The organism is Chloracidobacterium validum (assembly GCF_018304825.1).
Lineage (GTDB): Bacteria > Acidobacteriota > Blastocatellia > Chloracidobacteriales > Chloracidobacteriaceae > Chloracidobacterium > Chloracidobacterium validum.
On the sequence record NZ_CP072649.1, the window covers coordinates 597,239 to 613,368 of the forward strand.

Sequence of the window (16,130 nt, forward strand, 5' to 3'; positions counted from 1 at the left end):
GTATGAACACATGGTCGGTCATCAACTGGAGATGCGCGCGCGCTCGGACATCCGGCGCGACGATGTCTCATGTGGGGCGTGACCTTCTACTTGGCATGACGCTCATCGGGCTGCTGTTGGGCACGGCCTGCACGGGCGATCTGACCAAAACCGCGCAAGGCTCGTCAGGACCGCCCCCTGCGCCGCGCCTGGTCAAGCTGACACAGGTTTCAAAACGCCAAGTCGAGCGCGTCGTCACCGCCCTGGGAACGCTGTCGCCGTTTGAACAGGCGACGCTGCGCGTCAAGGTGCCAGGTCGGCTGCAAACCATAGCTGTGGATTTGGGAACTGCGGTCAAAGCCGGGCAGGTCGTCGCCTGTATCGAACCGGACGACTACCGGCTGCGGGTGCAACAGGCAGAAGCCGCACTAGCCCAGTCCCGCGCCCGCCTGGGACTCCCCGCCGACGGCAACCACGATCGCGTTGACCCAGAACAAACCGGCACGGTTCGGCAGGCCAAGGCCGTACTCGAACAAGCCCAGGCCGACCGGGAACGCAACCAGGCGCTCTTTGAACAGGGCATCATTTCGCGGTCACAGTTGGATGTCGCCGACGCGGCGTACAAAGTGGCCCTGAGCCGCTACCAAGACGCGCTCGAAGAAATCAACAACCGGCTGGGCATCCTCGCCCAGCGCCGCTCCGAGCTGGCGCTAGCCCAACAGCAACTCGCGGACACCGAGATTGTGGCCCCCTTTGGCGGGGTCGTGCAGGAGCGACTCGGCAATATCGGCGAATTTCTCACGGCGGGGTCGCCGGTGGCGACCTTGCTCAAACTCAACCCGTTGCGGCTGCGCGTCGAAATCCCAGAGCGCGAGGCGTACCAAGTCAAGCTCAATCAAACCGTCCGCGTCACGGTCGAAGGGCAGGATCGCATCTACGTTGGGCAAATCAAGCGGTTGAGTCCGGCGCTGGCCGAACAAAACCGGATTCTCATCGTCGAAGCCGAAGTCACCCACGATGGCGCGCTCAAGCCCGGCTCCTTTGCCAGAGCGGAAATTCTCGTCAACGACCGCCAGGAAACCCTGACCGTCCCGACCCAGGCCATCGTGACCTTTGCCGGAATTGATAAGGTCATTACCGTCCGCGATGGGAAAGCGCTCGAACGACCGGTGACTCTGGGGCGCAGAATGGCCGACTGGACCGAAATCGTGAAAGGCGTCGAGGCCGGTGAACTCATCATCCTCGACCCCGGCAATGTCCAGACGGGCCAGCCGGTGGTCATCCAGGAGTAAGGTTGCCGGCCTCTCCACGGACACGTCATGCAGAAACTTGCGGAAATTTGCATTCGGCGGCCGGTGTTCGCGGTCATGCTCATCCTGTCGCTGGTGGTCGTCGGCACGGCGAGCTACTTCAAGCTCGGTGTGGACCGTTTCCCGTCGGTGGACTTGCCCACGGTCAATATCCGCACGGCGCTGCCCGGTGCATCCCCCGAGGAAATCGAGACAGAGATTTCGCAACGGATTGAGGAAGCGGTCAACACCGTCGAGGGCATTGACCAACTGCGGTCGATTTCCGGCCCCGGTGTCTCTATCGTTCTCGTGACCTTCAAACTCGACCGCGACATCGAGGCGGCGGCTCAGGATATTCGGGATCGGGTCAATACCGTGCTGCGGGATTTGCCGGAGGACGCGCTGCCGCCTGTCGTCCAGAAGTTTGACAACGACAGCACGCCGGTGCTGTCGGTCGCGCTGTCGGCCGACCGTCCGATTCGGGAGTTGACAGAACTCGCAGACAAGATCGTGAAAGTGCGTCTGGAACGGGCGGGCGGGGTCGGCGAGGCGCGGGTGATCGGCGGACTCAACCGCGCCATCAACGTCTGGGTCGAACCCGAACGCTTGGCGGCCTACCGGCTGCCCATCACCCAAGTACGCCAGGCCATCCAGCGGCAAAACGCCGACATTCCGGGCGGCAACGTGGACGCCGGCAAGCGGGAAATGACGCTGCGGACCCTGGGACGCTACACCGATCCACGCGACTTCGAGGACTTGACGGTCACCAATCTCAACGGAAGACCCATCCGCATTCACGACATCGGCTATGTCGAGGATGGGACGAAAGAACAGCGTTCGCTGGCGCGCCTGAACGGAACGCCGACCGTCACGCTCGAAATCCGCCGTCAGTCTGGCGCCAACACCGTCGAGGTCATCAACAATGTCAAGCAGGAACTAGAACGGGTACGCGGTCAACTCCCCGGCGATGTTCGGCTGGAGATCATCCGGGATCAATCGCGTTACATCAATGCCGCGCTGCATGAGATTCAGGTTCATCTGGCGCTGGGCAGCTTGCTGGCCTGCCTCGTGGTGCTCGTCTTCATGCGGTCGTGGCGCTCGACACTGATTGCCGGGGTAGCCATTCCGGCGTCAGTCATCTCGACCTACGGCATGATGTGGGCGCTGGGCTTTACCCTCAACGGCGTTACGATGCTGGCGCTGGTGCTCATGGTCGGCGTCGTGATTGACGATGCCATCGTCGTCCTTGAAAACATCTTTCGCTTCATCGAGGAAAAGGGTCTGCCGCCAATGCAGGCAGCCCGGGAAGCCACGGCCGAAATCGGCCTGGCCGTCCTGGCAACGACCTTTTCGCTGGTCGTCATTTTTCTTCCGGTGTCGTTCATGTCCTCGATTTCGGGTCGGTTTCTGTACCAGTTTGGCGTCACTGCCGCCGTCGCCGTCCTGGTTTCACTCTTGGTGTCATTCACGCTGACCCCGATGATGAGTGCGCGCCTGCTCAAGCGCGACACCTTGCCCGGCGACCATCACACCCACTCACGGCGCGGTTTTTATGGGGCGATTGATTGGGTTTACATCAACCTGCTGCGGCTATCCCTGCGTCACCGCCTGGTCGTGGTCGGGTTGGCGCTGCTGGTCATGGCCGCAAGCGTTCCGCTGTACCAAGTTGTCCGACAGGAATACACGCCGTCGAACGTGGACGAGTCAGAATTCGAGATGAACGTCACCGGCCCGGAAGGCACCAGCCTGGCCGCAATGAACGAAACCCTGCGGGCCATCGAGCAGGAGGTACTGGCCACGCCCGGCGTCGAACTCGTGCTGTCCACCGCCGGCGGTTCGTTTCTGGGCGGCGTCAACCAGGGCAGCTTGTACGTCCGCATGCTCCCGCACGACGCGCGGACCTTCTCCCTGACGCGGCTGTGGCACGCCACCCTGAAGGGCCGCTCCCTGGACGCCTTCAAAGGCAACTTCACCCAGCGCGACCTCATGCAGACGTTGCGGGGAAAGATGCGCAAGTACGCGCCGTTCCGGGTTAGCCTGCGCAATGCGGCATCCTTCAACATCGGCGGCGGGAACTTTGACATTGATTTCGTGCTGCGCGGACCCGACCTGGAAGCCCTGGCCAACTATGGCAACCAGCTCCGTGACCGGGCGATGCAGTTGGGCGGCCTCGTGGATCTCGACACAACCCTCAAGCTCGACAAGCCAGAACTCCGTGTCACGATTGACCGCGGCCGCGCCGCCGATCTTGGGGTTGACACCGCCGACATTGCCACCAGCTTGCGGCTGATGGTGGGTGGCGATGACCGTGTCTCGCGCTACCGGGATGCCGCGGTCAACGAGGACTACGACGTGCAACTCCGGCTGGTCAACGGCGGACGCAACGACAAGGAAGCCATTGCCCGGCTCTACGTCCCCTCCGCCAAGGGAGGACTGGTGCCCCTGAGCAACCTCGTGACCATCGCCGAAGAAAACAGTCCGTCGCGGATTGACCGCCTCGACCGGCAGCGACAGGTGTCGCTGCGTGGTGGCGTCGGGCCAGGCTATGCCCTGGCCGACCGGCTGGAGGCGCTCAAAAAAACGGTTGCCGAAATGAACCTTCCCGCAGCCTACACCTATACGATCTCAGGCCGTGGGCGTGAACTCGAACGCACGTTTACCGAGTTCCTGTTCGCCTTTCTGCTGTCCATCGTTTTCATGTACATGATTCTCGCCTCACAGTTCGAGAGCTTCATTCATCCGGTGACGATTCTGTTGAGCCTCCCGCTGGCCATCCCCTTTGCCCTCCTCTCGCTGTGGGCAACCGGCGACACGCTCAACCTGTACTCGGCGCTGGGCATCCTGGTGCTCTTCGGCGTCGTGAAGAAAAACTCGATTCTACAAATTGACCAGATGAACACGCTCCGGGCGCAGGGCATGGAACGGCACGAAGCCATCCTGCAGGCCAACCGAAATCGGCTGCGGCCCATCCTTATGACGACCCTGACCTTGGTGGCCGGTATGCTACCGCTCGCGCTTGGCAATGGCCCAGGGGCCGAAGAACGCCGCTCCATTGCCATCGTCGTCATCGGGGGTCAAAGCCTATCGCTCCTGTTGACGTTGCTGGCGACGCCAGTCGCCTACGCCCTCTTTGACGACCTCGCCACAACCAGCTTCTGGCGCCAAGCGGCAATCCGCTGGCGAAACTTCCGCCAAATGGTGCGCCGCTCATCTGGCGTCCAGGTTGACCGGTCCACTGACCAGGACCAACCAGCCGAAACCCCTCGGAACACGCTCTAAATCCCACCACGGCGACCCGGGTTGAGGGCGCCACCTGCCCGATCGGACACGGTAGCGGGTCCCAGGCGCACCTTCCGATGCTTCGCGCGGTTTGCCGATTCGCGGTCGGCTGCGGCATGGTTGGCCGAGCGCTGTTGTAGTACGGCCATCCAGGGAGCGAACACCGCCGCTTTATCGCATTTGCACAAAATCGTTGAAACTTTGTTTTTCAATAGTTTCAAAGAAATGTGTTGACGCCTGCCAAGCTGATTGCGTAAAAATTCCCATGACGCGGTACATGCCATGCATAACGCACTGACCATCAAGCGGTATGGCAACCGGCGGCTCTATGACACGGAGTCCGGCGGTTACCTCACGAATCAAGACGTGGTGGACATCATCCGGCAGGGACGTGACATCCGCGTTGTGGACTCCCGCACCGGCGAGGACATCACCAAAATGGTGCTGATCAACATCATCCTCGAAGAAGAAAAGCTGCGGCAAAATCTCCTACCGGTGTCATTTCTCCTGCAACTCATCCGGCTGCAAGGGGAAACCCTCCAGGACTTCTTCCAGAACTACCTCACGGCCAGCCTGGAAGCTTACCTCAAGACACGCCAGGAGTTTGATCGCCGGTTTCGGGAGTGGCTCGACCTCGGCGCAGCCATGACGCGCCTTGCCTCCCCAGGCGACGAATCCGTGACCTCCCCGCCGGCCGTTGCCGCGCTCCGCGCCCCGGCCAAGCGCCGCTCGGCCAAGCCGCAAACGAAGCGCAAAACCCGCTCCAAACCACCCGCGCCCTGACGGTCTTCCCATGATGGCTTCGGCTTCCACGCCCATTGATTGGCTCGCGCGGCGCGCGCAACTGTCGCCGAACCGGACGGCACTTCGGGACGCGCGCGACGGCTATGCTCCCGTCACCTACGGCGCATGGTTTCGGCGCGTCAACCAAACCGCCCACTTCCTTCAACAACGCCTCGGAGTCCGTCCCGGCGACCGGGTGGCGGTGCTGGCGCGCAACTGTCCGGCGTACCTCGATATCTGGTTTGCCCTGGGCCAGCTTGGCGGGATTTTGCAAAACCTCAACTGGCGACTCAGTCCGCGTGAGCTGGCCACGCTGGTGGATGACGCCGCCCCGGTCGCGCTCGTTACCGACACTGAGCATGCGGGGGTCGCGGCTGAACTTGCCCGTTCCAGGTCGCTGCGCCTGGTCAGCCTGGACGGCGACACGACGCCGGCGCTGGCAGAACGTGACACATACCCGCCAACGCCCCTGCCCCCGCCACCCATCGGCCCAGAAGCTCCATGGGTGGTCTGCTATACCGGCGGCTCGACGGGTACGCCCAAAGGCGCAGTGCTGTCGCATCGCGCCATCCTCGCCAATGCGGTCAACACGGTGTTGTCGTGGGGACTGCGCCCCGACGATGTGACGCTGCTCGATGCTCCACTCTTCCATACCGGCGGTCTCAACGTCCTGACCGCCCCGCTGGTCGCCATCGGCGGCACGAGCATCGTGGCGGGAGGTTTCGCGCCAGACCAGACCTTCGATGCCATCGAGCAGCACGGCGTCACCGTCCTGTTCGGTGTTCCGACGATGTTCATCGAACTCCAGCGCCATCCCCGCTGGGCAACGGCAGACTTCAGTCGCCTGCGCTTTGTCATCAGCGGCGGCGCGCCCTGCCCCCAGCCGGTCTACGAGGCGTTCTGGGACAAAGGCGTTGCGTTCAAAACGGGCTACGGGTTGACCGAAGCCGGGCCGAACACCTTCTGGCTGCCGGATGACCAACTCAAGACCAAGCCCGGTGCCGTTGGCTACCCGCTCTGGTCGGTCGAAGCGCGCGTCATGCGGGCGGATGGCAGCCCTTGTCCCCCGGATGACATCGGTGAACTCTGCGTGCGTGGCCCACACCTGTTTTCTGGTTACTGGAACAACGCGGCCGCTACGGCAGCCGCGTTTGACGCCGATGGCTGGCTCCATACCGGTGACTTGGCGACCTGTGACGCCGACGGCTGTTTTCGCATCGTCGGGCGGCTCAAGGATATGTTCATTTCCGGGGGCGAAAACGTCTATCCGGCGGAAGTCGAAAGCGTTTTGCACGAGTGCCCGGCCGTGGCCGAAGCCGCCGTCATCGGTATTCCCGACCCCAAGTGGGGTGAAATCGGCGTGGCATTTGTCGTCCTGACCCAGGACATCGCCGACGCCGACCTCGCGGCATTTTGCCGCGCGCGCCTTGCCGCTTACAAAGTTCCAAAGCGCTTCGTTCGTTTGTCGGCGCTGCCTAAAACCGGCGCGCACAAGGTAGATAAGCTCGCCCTCCGCGCCCAACTCACCGAAGGCACACCCGAAACTCAGAAAGGACGATGACCTGATGCCACACATCACGACCAACGGCGTGCAACTCTACGTGGAAGACACCGGTGGTGACCGCCCGGCGGTGCTGTTCATTGCCGGGCTGGGGTATGACGAGTGGTTCTGGGCGCAGTCGGTTGCCCCCTACCTGCGGGATGACTACCGACTGGTGATGCCGGCCAACCGCGGCGCCGGTCGGAGCGACAAGCCGGCCGGCCCCTACACAACGGCCCAGATGGCGGCCGACATGCTCGGTCTGCTGGACGCGCTGGCGCTCGAACAGGTCATCGTCGTCGGGCATTCGCTTGGCGGCTTCATTGCGCAGGAACTTACCCTGGCCGCTCCCAACCGGGTGCGCAAACTCGTGCTGGCCGGAACGAGCTTTGGCGGTCCGCAGTCCATCCCACCTACACCGGCCGCCCTGGCAGTGCTGATGCTCGACCGGACGCTTGACCCGATGGAACTCATTCGGCGGGGACTAGAGACGGCCGTCGCCCCGGCGTTTCTCGCCGCCAAGCCGCCCATGCTCGACGCCCTGATTGCCTACCGGCTCACAACACCCGTGCCGCCTGAAGCCTTCCAAAGCCAGTTGATGGCCGGGGCCGCCCACGATGCTGCCGACCGCATCGCGGCCATCGGCTGTCCGACGCTGCTGGTGGCCGGCGAACTCGACCAAGTCGTTCCACCGGGCAACGTCGCCTTGCTCCAGGCCAAGCTTCCCCAGGCCGAGTCGGTGGTGATTCCCGACGCCGGCCACCTGTTCCCCATCGAAAAACCCCAGGAAACGGCAACGGCCCTGGCCGACTTTTTCCGCCGTTGACCACAGGAGTAACCGAATGACGCGCCATGCGCACATCCTGGCAACCGGCAGTTATGCGCCCGCGCGCGTCGTGCCGAACGCCGAGTTTGACGCCCGCTTTGGCGAACCGGTCGGCGATTGGCTCGTCGCCAACGTTGGCATCCATGAGCGACGCTACATGCGCGACGATGAAACCACGTCGGACATGGTGACGGCAGCAGCCCGGCAGGCGCTGGAGCGCGCCCGGCTTGATCCGACCGATCTCGACCTCATCATCGTTGCGACCGACACGCCGGATTATCTGTCGCCGGCCACGGCCTCGGTCGTCCAGTCCAAGCTGGGCGCGCGGCGGGCCGGAACGTTCGACCTCAACGCCGCCTGCGCCGGCTGGGTGACGGCGCTCAACCAGGCCGCGCTGACCATCACCGCCGATGCCGACTACCGGCACGTTCTCGTGGCCGGGGGCTACGGCATGAGCCGCTTCCTCGACCCCCACGATAAGTACACCGCAACGCTGTTTGCCGACGGCGCCGGCGCGGTCATCCTCGGGGCCGGCGAACGACCCGGTTTCCTGGCCGGCAAGCTCCAGGCGGTCGGGGAGTTTCACGACGCCATGGGGATTTATACCGGTGGGACGTTTCGCCCGTGCACGGCCGCGACCCTGGCCGCCTTTGGCCCGCCCAAGGTGCAGTTCATTCGCAAGTTTCCCCGCACGTTCAACACCGAATACTGGCCTGCGCTGATTCGCGCGGCGCTGGCCAAGGCGGCGCTCCCGCTCGCCGAAGTGGATTGGTTTCTGTTCACGCAGATCAACCTGCGCACCATCGAAATGGTGATGGACCTGCTCGGACAACCGCTCACCAAGACCCACTGGATCATGGACAAGTGGGGCTACACCGGCTCGGCCTGCCTGCCCATGGCGCTCGACGACCTGGTGATGACACGGCAGGAACTGCGTCCCGGACAAACCATCGTGTTCTGCGCCAGCGGCGGGGGCATCGCCCTGGCCGCGTCAGTCTGGAGGTGGATCTAACGCCATGCTGGTTGGATTGGGCGATTACCTTGGCCGCCGCGCCGTGTATTCCCCGGACGCGCCGGCCTTTGTGGATGCCGGCAAGGCAACGCCACTCCGGCTGACCTTTGCCGAAGCCGACGTGCGCGCAACGCGCGTTGCCGCCGCGCTCCGCCGCATCGGCGTTGGTCAGGGTGATCGCGTCGCCCTGCTGGCGCGGGACGGCATCGAACACCTGGACGCCTTCTTTGCCTGCGCCAAGCTCGGCGCACTGCATACGCCGTTCAACTGGCGGCTGCACTGGCGGGAAAACCTGGCCATCATCAAACAACTGCAACCCCGAGTCCTGCTTTTCGGCGACGACTTCGCCGAGGCCGTCGCGGCCATGCAGTCCACGGGCGAACTGGGCGACACGGCCCTGGTTCACCTCGGAGCGCTGCCGGTTGCCGACAGCTTCGCGTTTGCCGAATGGCTGACGACACCCGCCCCAGACTTTGCCCCGGCGCCGGTTCAACCGGAAGACATCGCGGCGCTCATCTTCACCGGAGGCACGACCGGAACGCCAAAGGCAGCGGCCATTTCCCACCGCCAGATTGCCTGGAACACGCTCAACACCGTCCTGCACGACCTGCGGCACGGCGACTGTTACCTGAACGTCTTCCCGCTCTTTCACACGGGCGGGCTGTTTGTCTATACCGTGCCGTTGGCGATTCTGGGCGGGACGACGATTCTCGTTCGGCAGTTCGACGCGGCCCAGACGCTTGACCTCATTGCCCGCGAGCGGGTGACGGTCTTTGCCGGCGTGCCGACGATGTACCAGATGATGCTGGCCGCGCCGACCTGGGCCACGGCCGACCTCTCTTCGCTGCGCTTTTGCACCAGCGGTGGCGCACCGCTGCCACTCACCATCATTGAGGCCTACCGGGTCCAAAAAGGCGTGTGCTTCAAGCAGGGATTCGGGATGACCGAGTTCGGCCCCGGCGTCTTTGCCCTTGCCCCAGACGATGCCGAACGCAAGGCCGGCTCCATCGGACGGCCAAACTTTTTCGTCGAAGCCGCCGTGATGGACGACGCCGGGAATCTGCTCCCGCCGGAAGTCGCCGGTGAGCTGGTGCTGCGCGGGCCGTCCGGTTCGTCCGGGTACTTTGGCAATCCTGATGCCACGGCGGCCAGCCGTGACGCCGCGGGCTGGTTTCACACCGGCGACATGGCGCGGTATGACGCCGAAGGCTACTTCTTCATCGTTGACCGCAAGAAGGACATGTTCATTTCGGGCGGCGAAAACGTCTATCCGGCCGAGATCGAGCAGGCGCTCTACACCCATCCGGCCGTGGCCATGTGTGCCGTCGTCGGACTTCCCGACCCGAAGTGGGGTGAAGTCGGCGCGGCCTGCGTCGTCCTGAAGCCGGAGATGACGGCGACCGAAACCGAACTCATCACGTTTCTGCGCGACCGCCTGGCCGGGTACAAGGTTCCGAAGACCGTTCACTTCCTTGACGCCCTGCCAATGAGCGCGGCCGGCAAGGTTCTCAAGCGCGAGCTCCGCGACCGGCTCGCGCCACCACCTACGACCAACTGACCACACTTCATGAGTTTATCGAGGAGTAAGGAGTTCACCCCTATGCACAACCAACTTTTGCGCCTTTGCCTGGCGCTCCTGATGGGTTGTCTGGGTAGCTTGCCCGGCTTTGGGCAGGTTTCCACCGGACAGCTCAGCGGGACGATCACCGATCCTTCCGGGGCAGTCGTTCCGGGCGCGACCGTGACCGTCACGCAAAAAGGTACGGGCACGACCCGCACCGTCACCACCGGCGATAACGGCACGTACACAATTCCGTTGCTGCCACCCGGCAGCTATCGGATCGAGGCGACGGCCGGAAACTTCCGCAAAACCGTGCTGGAAGAAGTTCCCGTGCGGATTACCGAAAACACCACGGTTGACCTGACCCTGCAAGTTGGCGATGTCAGCGGGGAGGTCGTCGTCGTCACCGCTGAGGGTCCACTCGTTCGGACCGATGCCTCCAGTCAGGGGCGCGTCATCGAGGAACGCAGCATTCGCCAACTGCCGCTGCCGACGCGCAACTTTCAGCAACTCCTGACCCTCAGCGCAGGCACGTCGGCCAACATCACCAACACTTCGGAAGTTGGACGTGGCGACACAGCCATCAACGTCAACGGCCAACGGACGACGAGCAACTCGGTGCTCATCAATGGCATTGACGCCAACTCCATCGGCACGGGTTCAACGCCAAACCTGGCCGTGCCGGCCACTGATTCGCTCCAGGAATTCATCGTCCTGACGAGCCAGTATGACGCCTCAGCCGGACGCAACGCCGGCGGCATTGTCACCGCCGTCACCAAATCCGGGACGAATGAGTTTCACGGCAATGCTTACTTTTTCCTGCGCGACACGTCGCTCAATGCCAACAACTTTTTCCTCAAGCGGCAGGGCATCGATCGCCAAACGAACGAGCGTTACCAGTACGGTGGGACGCTGGGCGGCCCCATTGTCAAGGACCGCGTATGGTTTTTTGGCTCGTACCAAGGGACGCGCGAAACCAACGGCACATCGCTGACCAACAGCCTGTCGGTCGTCGGTACGCCGCCCGATCTCACCGATGACCGCTCGAATGCGGCACTGTCGGCGCTGTCAGCGGCGCGCGCGCCGGGACTGGCCCTGTTCGGGCAACTCGGCTTCGTCAACCCGGTGGCCCGCGCCCTGCTCCAGGCGCGGTATCCAGACGGTTCGTTCCTCATCCCGTCCGGCAATGGACAGATTGCGCGCATCTTGCCAACGCTGTCGAAATTCCGTGAAGAGCAGTTCAACGCCAATGTGGACGCCCAGCTTGGCAACGCCAATCGGCTGGCCGTGAAGTTTTTCTTTGCCAACAACCGGATTGACCAGGGGCTGTTCAATCAATTCGGGTTAGCCAACGTACTCCAGACACCGGGCTACCCGGTACGCACCGAAGCCAACAACCGCTTTCTTTCCGTCACCGACACACACGTGTTTGCCAGCGGCTTCATCAATGAGGCGCGGTTCGGGTTCAACATCATTCCCGCCAAAGCCGTTCCGACCGAGCCGTTCACTGCCAACCAGTTCGGGATCAACTCGCCCAACCGGACAAGATTCCCGGGCATGCCGGCCATTGGCTTGAACAACTTTTTCACGGCCGGCCCCTCTGGCTTTTCGGCCAGCGACAACCAGGCCGACACCCTCACGGCCGGCGATACGGTGACCTACACCACCGGCAACCACACCATGAAGTTTGGGGGTGAGTATCGCTACAACCGGGTGCGCGTAGATTTCGATGTCTTTGCACGTGGCTCCATTACTTTCACCGGGGCGTTGACCAATCTGGCCGCCCTGGCGCCGCTTTTCACGCCAGGCCGGCGCGACGCTTTCACGGAGTTCCTGGTTGCCGATGCATTTCCAGGGTTTAATCCGGTCTTTTCCATCATTGGACCTGGCGCCGCCAAGCGGCAGGTGCGGGCGCATGACTTTGCCCTGTTCTTCCAGGATGACTGGAAAATTCATCCCCGGCTTACGCTCAACTTGGGCGTGCGGTACGACTACTTTGGGCCGTTCTTTGACACCGACGGACGCTTCGTCACCTTTGATCCGGTCCGCTTCCGCGCCGGCGCACCCGGCAACGGATTTCTGCAAGCCGGCAATGCCAGCCCGGCCATTCCCAACATACCCACGATTGAACGCGGACTCGTGCCGCCTGACCGCAACAACTTCGCGCCGCGCATTGGCTTCGCCTTTCGCCCCATCGAGAGCAATCGGTTCGTCATTCGGGGTGGCTATGGCATTTACTACGACCGGCCGAACTCGCGCGTGGTCAACAACCAGGCGTTGACCTATCCCTACTACACGCTGGCGCTGGCGCAGTTTTCACGCCCGCTGGCCAACCCCTTCGTGCCGATCCCGCAACAGTTCCCGGTCGGGTTCCCATTCACCGTGCCGAATGACCTGTTCAACCCGTCACTGCCGGTCGGGCCAACCAATCAGCCGACCATTACCATTCCGGTGCAGGGCATTTACGTGGACCGCAACCTGCGCACGCCGTACATCCAGCAGTACTCACTGGGCGTGCAGTGGGAATTCATCAAGGACACGCAGCTTGAGATTGCCTATGTCGGCTCGGTCGGACGCAAGCTGACGCGCTTCCGCAACCTCAACCAAACCACGTCTCCCAACGCGGTCGGAACCTTTACGCTCAGCCCGCTGTTTTCCACGATTCCCACGATTGGCTTCGGCGTCCATGCCCAGGAAACCACGGCCAATTCGAGCTACAACTCACTTCAGGTGAGCGTGACGCGGCGATTGGCGAAAGGGCTTCAGGGGTTGTTTGCGTACACGTGGTCGCACACCATTGACAACTACTCCGGTCAGATCACATCGGGTGGGACGAGCGACGTATCGGCCGATGTCGGCGACCAGGCCACCTTTGCCGGCACACGCGGCACGGCCGATTTCGACCGACGGCACCGGGTCGTGGCCAGCTTCGTCTATGACTTGCCGAAGCTCTACCAGGGCGACGGGGCGCTGAAGTACCTCGTCAACGACTGGCAAATCGCGGCGGTTTCAATCGTTCAGTCTGGACTGCCGTTCAACGTCGTTTCCGGGCGGGGGTTGTTTGACGCCTCACGGGCGGATTTCGTGCCCGGCTTCCGCGGCAGCGCAGCCCGCAGCGGCAACGTCCGCGACCGGCTGGATAGCTACTTCAACACCGGCGCGTTTGTCGTCGCTACCGGCGCGGGTAACTTCGGCAACACGGGGCGGAACATTCTCCGCGGACCGGCCCAGGCCAATACTGACATCTCTGTTGTGAAGTTCTTCCTGATCGGCGAGCGGCAGCGGGTTGAGTTCCGCACGGAGTTCTTCAATGCGTTCAACCAAACCAACTTTGCCAACCCGATTAGCACGGGCGCGCCGCTCGTGCCGGGGGGAGCGCCACTGAATCCGAACTTCGGGCGGATTCTTTCGACCTCAACCGGGCCGCGCCTGATTCAGTTTGCCTTCAAATACAGCTTCTAAGGCAAGCTGGCGTTCACGCCGCGCAGGCAAAACAGTGTGGGGAGAGGCACCTTCGCCGCTCCCCACCGGTTTTTTTAATCCTCACGCGCACAACCACCAGCACGCCGTCCTGGCTTGTCGCGCGCGGCTATTCGATGGTGAGCGAAACGAATCGAAATTCCCAGCGACCGTTGACCTGGACTTCAATCCCGACCACAACGGTTTCGCCCAGGCGAAAGTCCTGCGCCAGGCGCGCTACGTCTTCGGGCGACATCACCGGCCGCCGATTGAGGCTGTGGATCACGATTCCTTTTGCGAGTCCGGCTTCATCGGCCGGACTGCCCGGCACGACTGATTCGATGATGACGCCGTTAGGCTGGCGAAGCTTTGAAACCAAGTCGGGCGGGAGTGGCGCGACATTCAGGCCCAGCAGGTTCGCGTTCTTGGCAGCCTCGTCTTTGGCCACCGATTTGGCGGCCGTTTCATTGCCTGGGCGTTCATCAATCGTCACCTGAACGCTCTGCGGTTGTCCATCGCGGATGAATTCCACCGTGACCGTCTTTCCGACTTCGGTTTCGGCCACCTTGGCGGTCAACTCCCGCTCATTGCGAATCACCGCGCCGTCAAACTTGATGATGAAGTCGCCGCTGCGCAAGCCGGCGCGGGCGGCCGGACTTTCCGGCCCGACAGTATCCTGCACCAACGCGCCCTCGGTGTTGGGCAATCCAAGCGACTTGGCTTGCGCCTCCGTCATTGGCTGGACTGGCAGGCTCACGCCCAGCCAGCCGCGGCGGACCCGTCCCTCCAGAATCAGCTTGCGGCACACACGCTCAACCAAGTCGGAGGGGATGGCAAATCCGATGCCTTCACTTCCACCAGATTCGGAGAGAATCATGGTGTTGACGCCGACGACCTCCCCCCGCAAGTTCACGAGTGGACCGCCGGAGTTGCCCGGATTGATGGAAGCGTCGGTTTGCAGGTAGTTGTTGTACTGGGCGAACCGGTTGGCGCGGGAACTGGGCAGGTTGCGTCCGGTCGCGCTAATTACGCCAACCGTCAGGGTTTGTTCGAGGCCAAACGGCGCGCCGATGGCCATCACCCAATCGCCCTGTTCCATTTCCGCCGGATCGCCGAGTGTGACCGGCGTCAATCCGGTCACGTCGGCCTTGATCACGGCCAGATCGGTCGGCGCATCCACACCAACGAGCTTGGCCAGGACTTGGCGGCCGTCATCGAAGGTCACGCGGATTTTATCTGCCTTGCCAACCACATGCTCATTCGTCACGATGTAGCCATCCGGGCTGATAATGAACCCCGAACCCGAACCGCGCTGTTTGAGACCATCTTCCAGCCCTGGAATCGGTGGATGGTTGCGGCCCAGGCCAAGGGATTCGGTGGAGATGGTCTCAACCACCCGAATACTCACCACCGATGGCTTGACGAGCTTACCAATCCGCCGAAAAGCGGTAGAAAGGTCGGCGGCCGCGCCGTTCAAGGCCTCTCCACGGTGGGAAACAATCGTCAGCTTGGACAAGTCCGGTGCGGATGGACGCGCCGTGCGGGCAAAGACCATCCATCCACTCACAACCAAAGCAAAGCCAACTGAGGCAATCAGAAACGACTGGATGGCAAAACCAAACAACTTGCGAGATGTGTTCATAAGACCAAAACAGCCAAGGGACAAGGTGGGTGGCGGGGAGGAGGAATTCAGTGTGGGGCGCGCGACTTTAGCTGTCAACCAGAGACATCAGGCATAATGCCGCTTGTGGCTGGGCCAGGTGAGAATTTTTCCGACTTTTTCCTGACTGGTAAACTCCATACCGACGGATAGAACGATGCGCTTCAAACCAATGATGAACAGCCTGTGCACAAACATGCCATATTGGTTGCGGTTGGGAATGTGCGGACGCTTGCTTTTGGGTCTGCTCTGTAGCGGACTGCTGAGCCAAGCTTCCCTGGCTCAACAAAACCGGCCCGCGCCGACCGACGACCCCGATGTTTCCATGCTGCGCCAGGGCGCGGAACTGCCGGCCGCGCTTTACGAATCGCGCTTGCTGGTGCGCGCGCTGGGGTTGACGCCTGAGCAAATGCGCCGCATGCAGGACGTTCGGCGTCAGACCGGCCCGGAAATGAACCTGGCCCGGCGTGAAGTTTTTCAGCGCCGCCGGGCATTGAATGAAGCCATTTACGGGGAAGAAGCCAGTGAGCAAGAGGTTGAACAACGGGCGCGCGCCCTGGCCGACGCCGAGGCCACGCTCATCCAGCTTCGCGCCCGCATGCAGTATCGGATTCGGACGCTTCTAACGCCTGAGCAACTGCGCATTCTCAATGAGCTACGCACCGCGCCGCCCGGCGCGCTTCAACGGCGACCGCCAGAACGCCCCGAACCGGAACGGACCGGGCGACCGCCAGGGCCATAG

At 62.7% G+C, this 16,130-nt stretch carries 10 protein-coding genes; 9 read left to right on the forward strand and 1 reads right to left on the reverse strand.

What is annotated here, in order from left to right; genetic code table 11:
- Window positions 1-2 precede the first annotated feature (2 nt).
- From J8C06_RS13600 to J8C06_RS13635, 8 genes are all read left to right on the forward strand, one after another.
- A complete protein-coding gene (locus J8C06_RS13600) occupies window positions 3-1,271 on the forward strand; it encodes an efflux RND transporter periplasmic adaptor subunit (RefSeq protein ID WP_211429971.1) in 1,269 nt (422 codons plus the stop codon).
- A 27-nt stretch (window positions 1,272-1,298) separates the two neighbouring features.
- Window positions 1,299-4,547 carry an efflux RND transporter permease subunit gene (locus J8C06_RS13605; RefSeq protein ID WP_211429972.1) on the forward strand — a complete coding sequence of 1,083 codons (3,249 nt, stop codon included), beginning with the start codon at window positions 1,299-1,301 and terminating at the stop codon, window positions 4,545-4,547.
- Between the two features lie 282 nt (window positions 4,548-4,829).
- A complete protein-coding gene (gene phaR, locus J8C06_RS13610; protein WP_211429973.1) occupies window positions 4,830-5,330 on the forward strand; it encodes a polyhydroxyalkanoate synthesis repressor PhaR in 501 nt (166 codons plus the stop codon).
- Between the two features lie 10 nt (window positions 5,331-5,340).
- Window positions 5,341-6,891 (forward strand): acyl-CoA synthetase, encoded by a 1,551-nt coding sequence (locus tag J8C06_RS13615; RefSeq protein WP_455423721.1) that lies wholly within the window; start codon window positions 5,341-5,343, stop codon window positions 6,889-6,891.
- A 4-nt stretch (window positions 6,892-6,895) separates the two neighbouring features.
- Complete coding sequence (locus tag J8C06_RS13620) at window positions 6,896-7,696, forward strand: alpha/beta fold hydrolase (RefSeq protein ID WP_211429974.1); 801 nt, start codon at window positions 6,896-6,898, stop codon at window positions 7,694-7,696.
- Between the two features lie 16 nt (window positions 7,697-7,712).
- Entirely contained in the window at window positions 7,713-8,708 is a 996-nt protein-coding gene (locus tag J8C06_RS13625) for a 3-oxoacyl-ACP synthase III family protein (RefSeq protein WP_211429975.1), read from the forward strand.
- A 4-nt stretch (window positions 8,709-8,712) separates the two neighbouring features.
- A complete protein-coding gene (locus J8C06_RS13630) occupies window positions 8,713-10,266 on the forward strand; it encodes an acyl-CoA synthetase (RefSeq protein WP_211429976.1) in 1,554 nt (517 codons plus the stop codon).
- A 42-nt stretch (window positions 10,267-10,308) separates the two neighbouring features.
- Window positions 10,309-13,731, forward strand: a complete 3,423-nt coding sequence (locus J8C06_RS13635; protein WP_211429977.1) for a TonB-dependent receptor — start codon at window positions 10,309-10,311, stop codon at window positions 13,729-13,731.
- Window positions 13,732-13,858: 127 nt separating this feature from the next.
- Here the strand turns inward: J8C06_RS13635 and J8C06_RS13640 are convergent, their stop codons facing one another.
- The gene (locus J8C06_RS13640; protein ID WP_211429978.1) at window positions 13,859-15,370 is read right to left on the reverse strand and encodes a Do family serine endopeptidase; all 1,512 of its coding nucleotides are present in this window, start codon (window positions 15,368-15,370) and stop codon (window positions 13,859-13,861) included.
- Window positions 15,371-15,584: 214 nt separating this feature from the next.
- Between J8C06_RS13640 and J8C06_RS13645 the strand changes: the two genes are divergently transcribed.
- The gene (locus J8C06_RS13645) at window positions 15,585-16,130 is read left to right on the forward strand and encodes a Spy/CpxP family protein refolding chaperone (RefSeq protein WP_211429979.1); all 546 of its coding nucleotides are present in this window, start codon (window positions 15,585-15,587) and stop codon (window positions 16,128-16,130) included.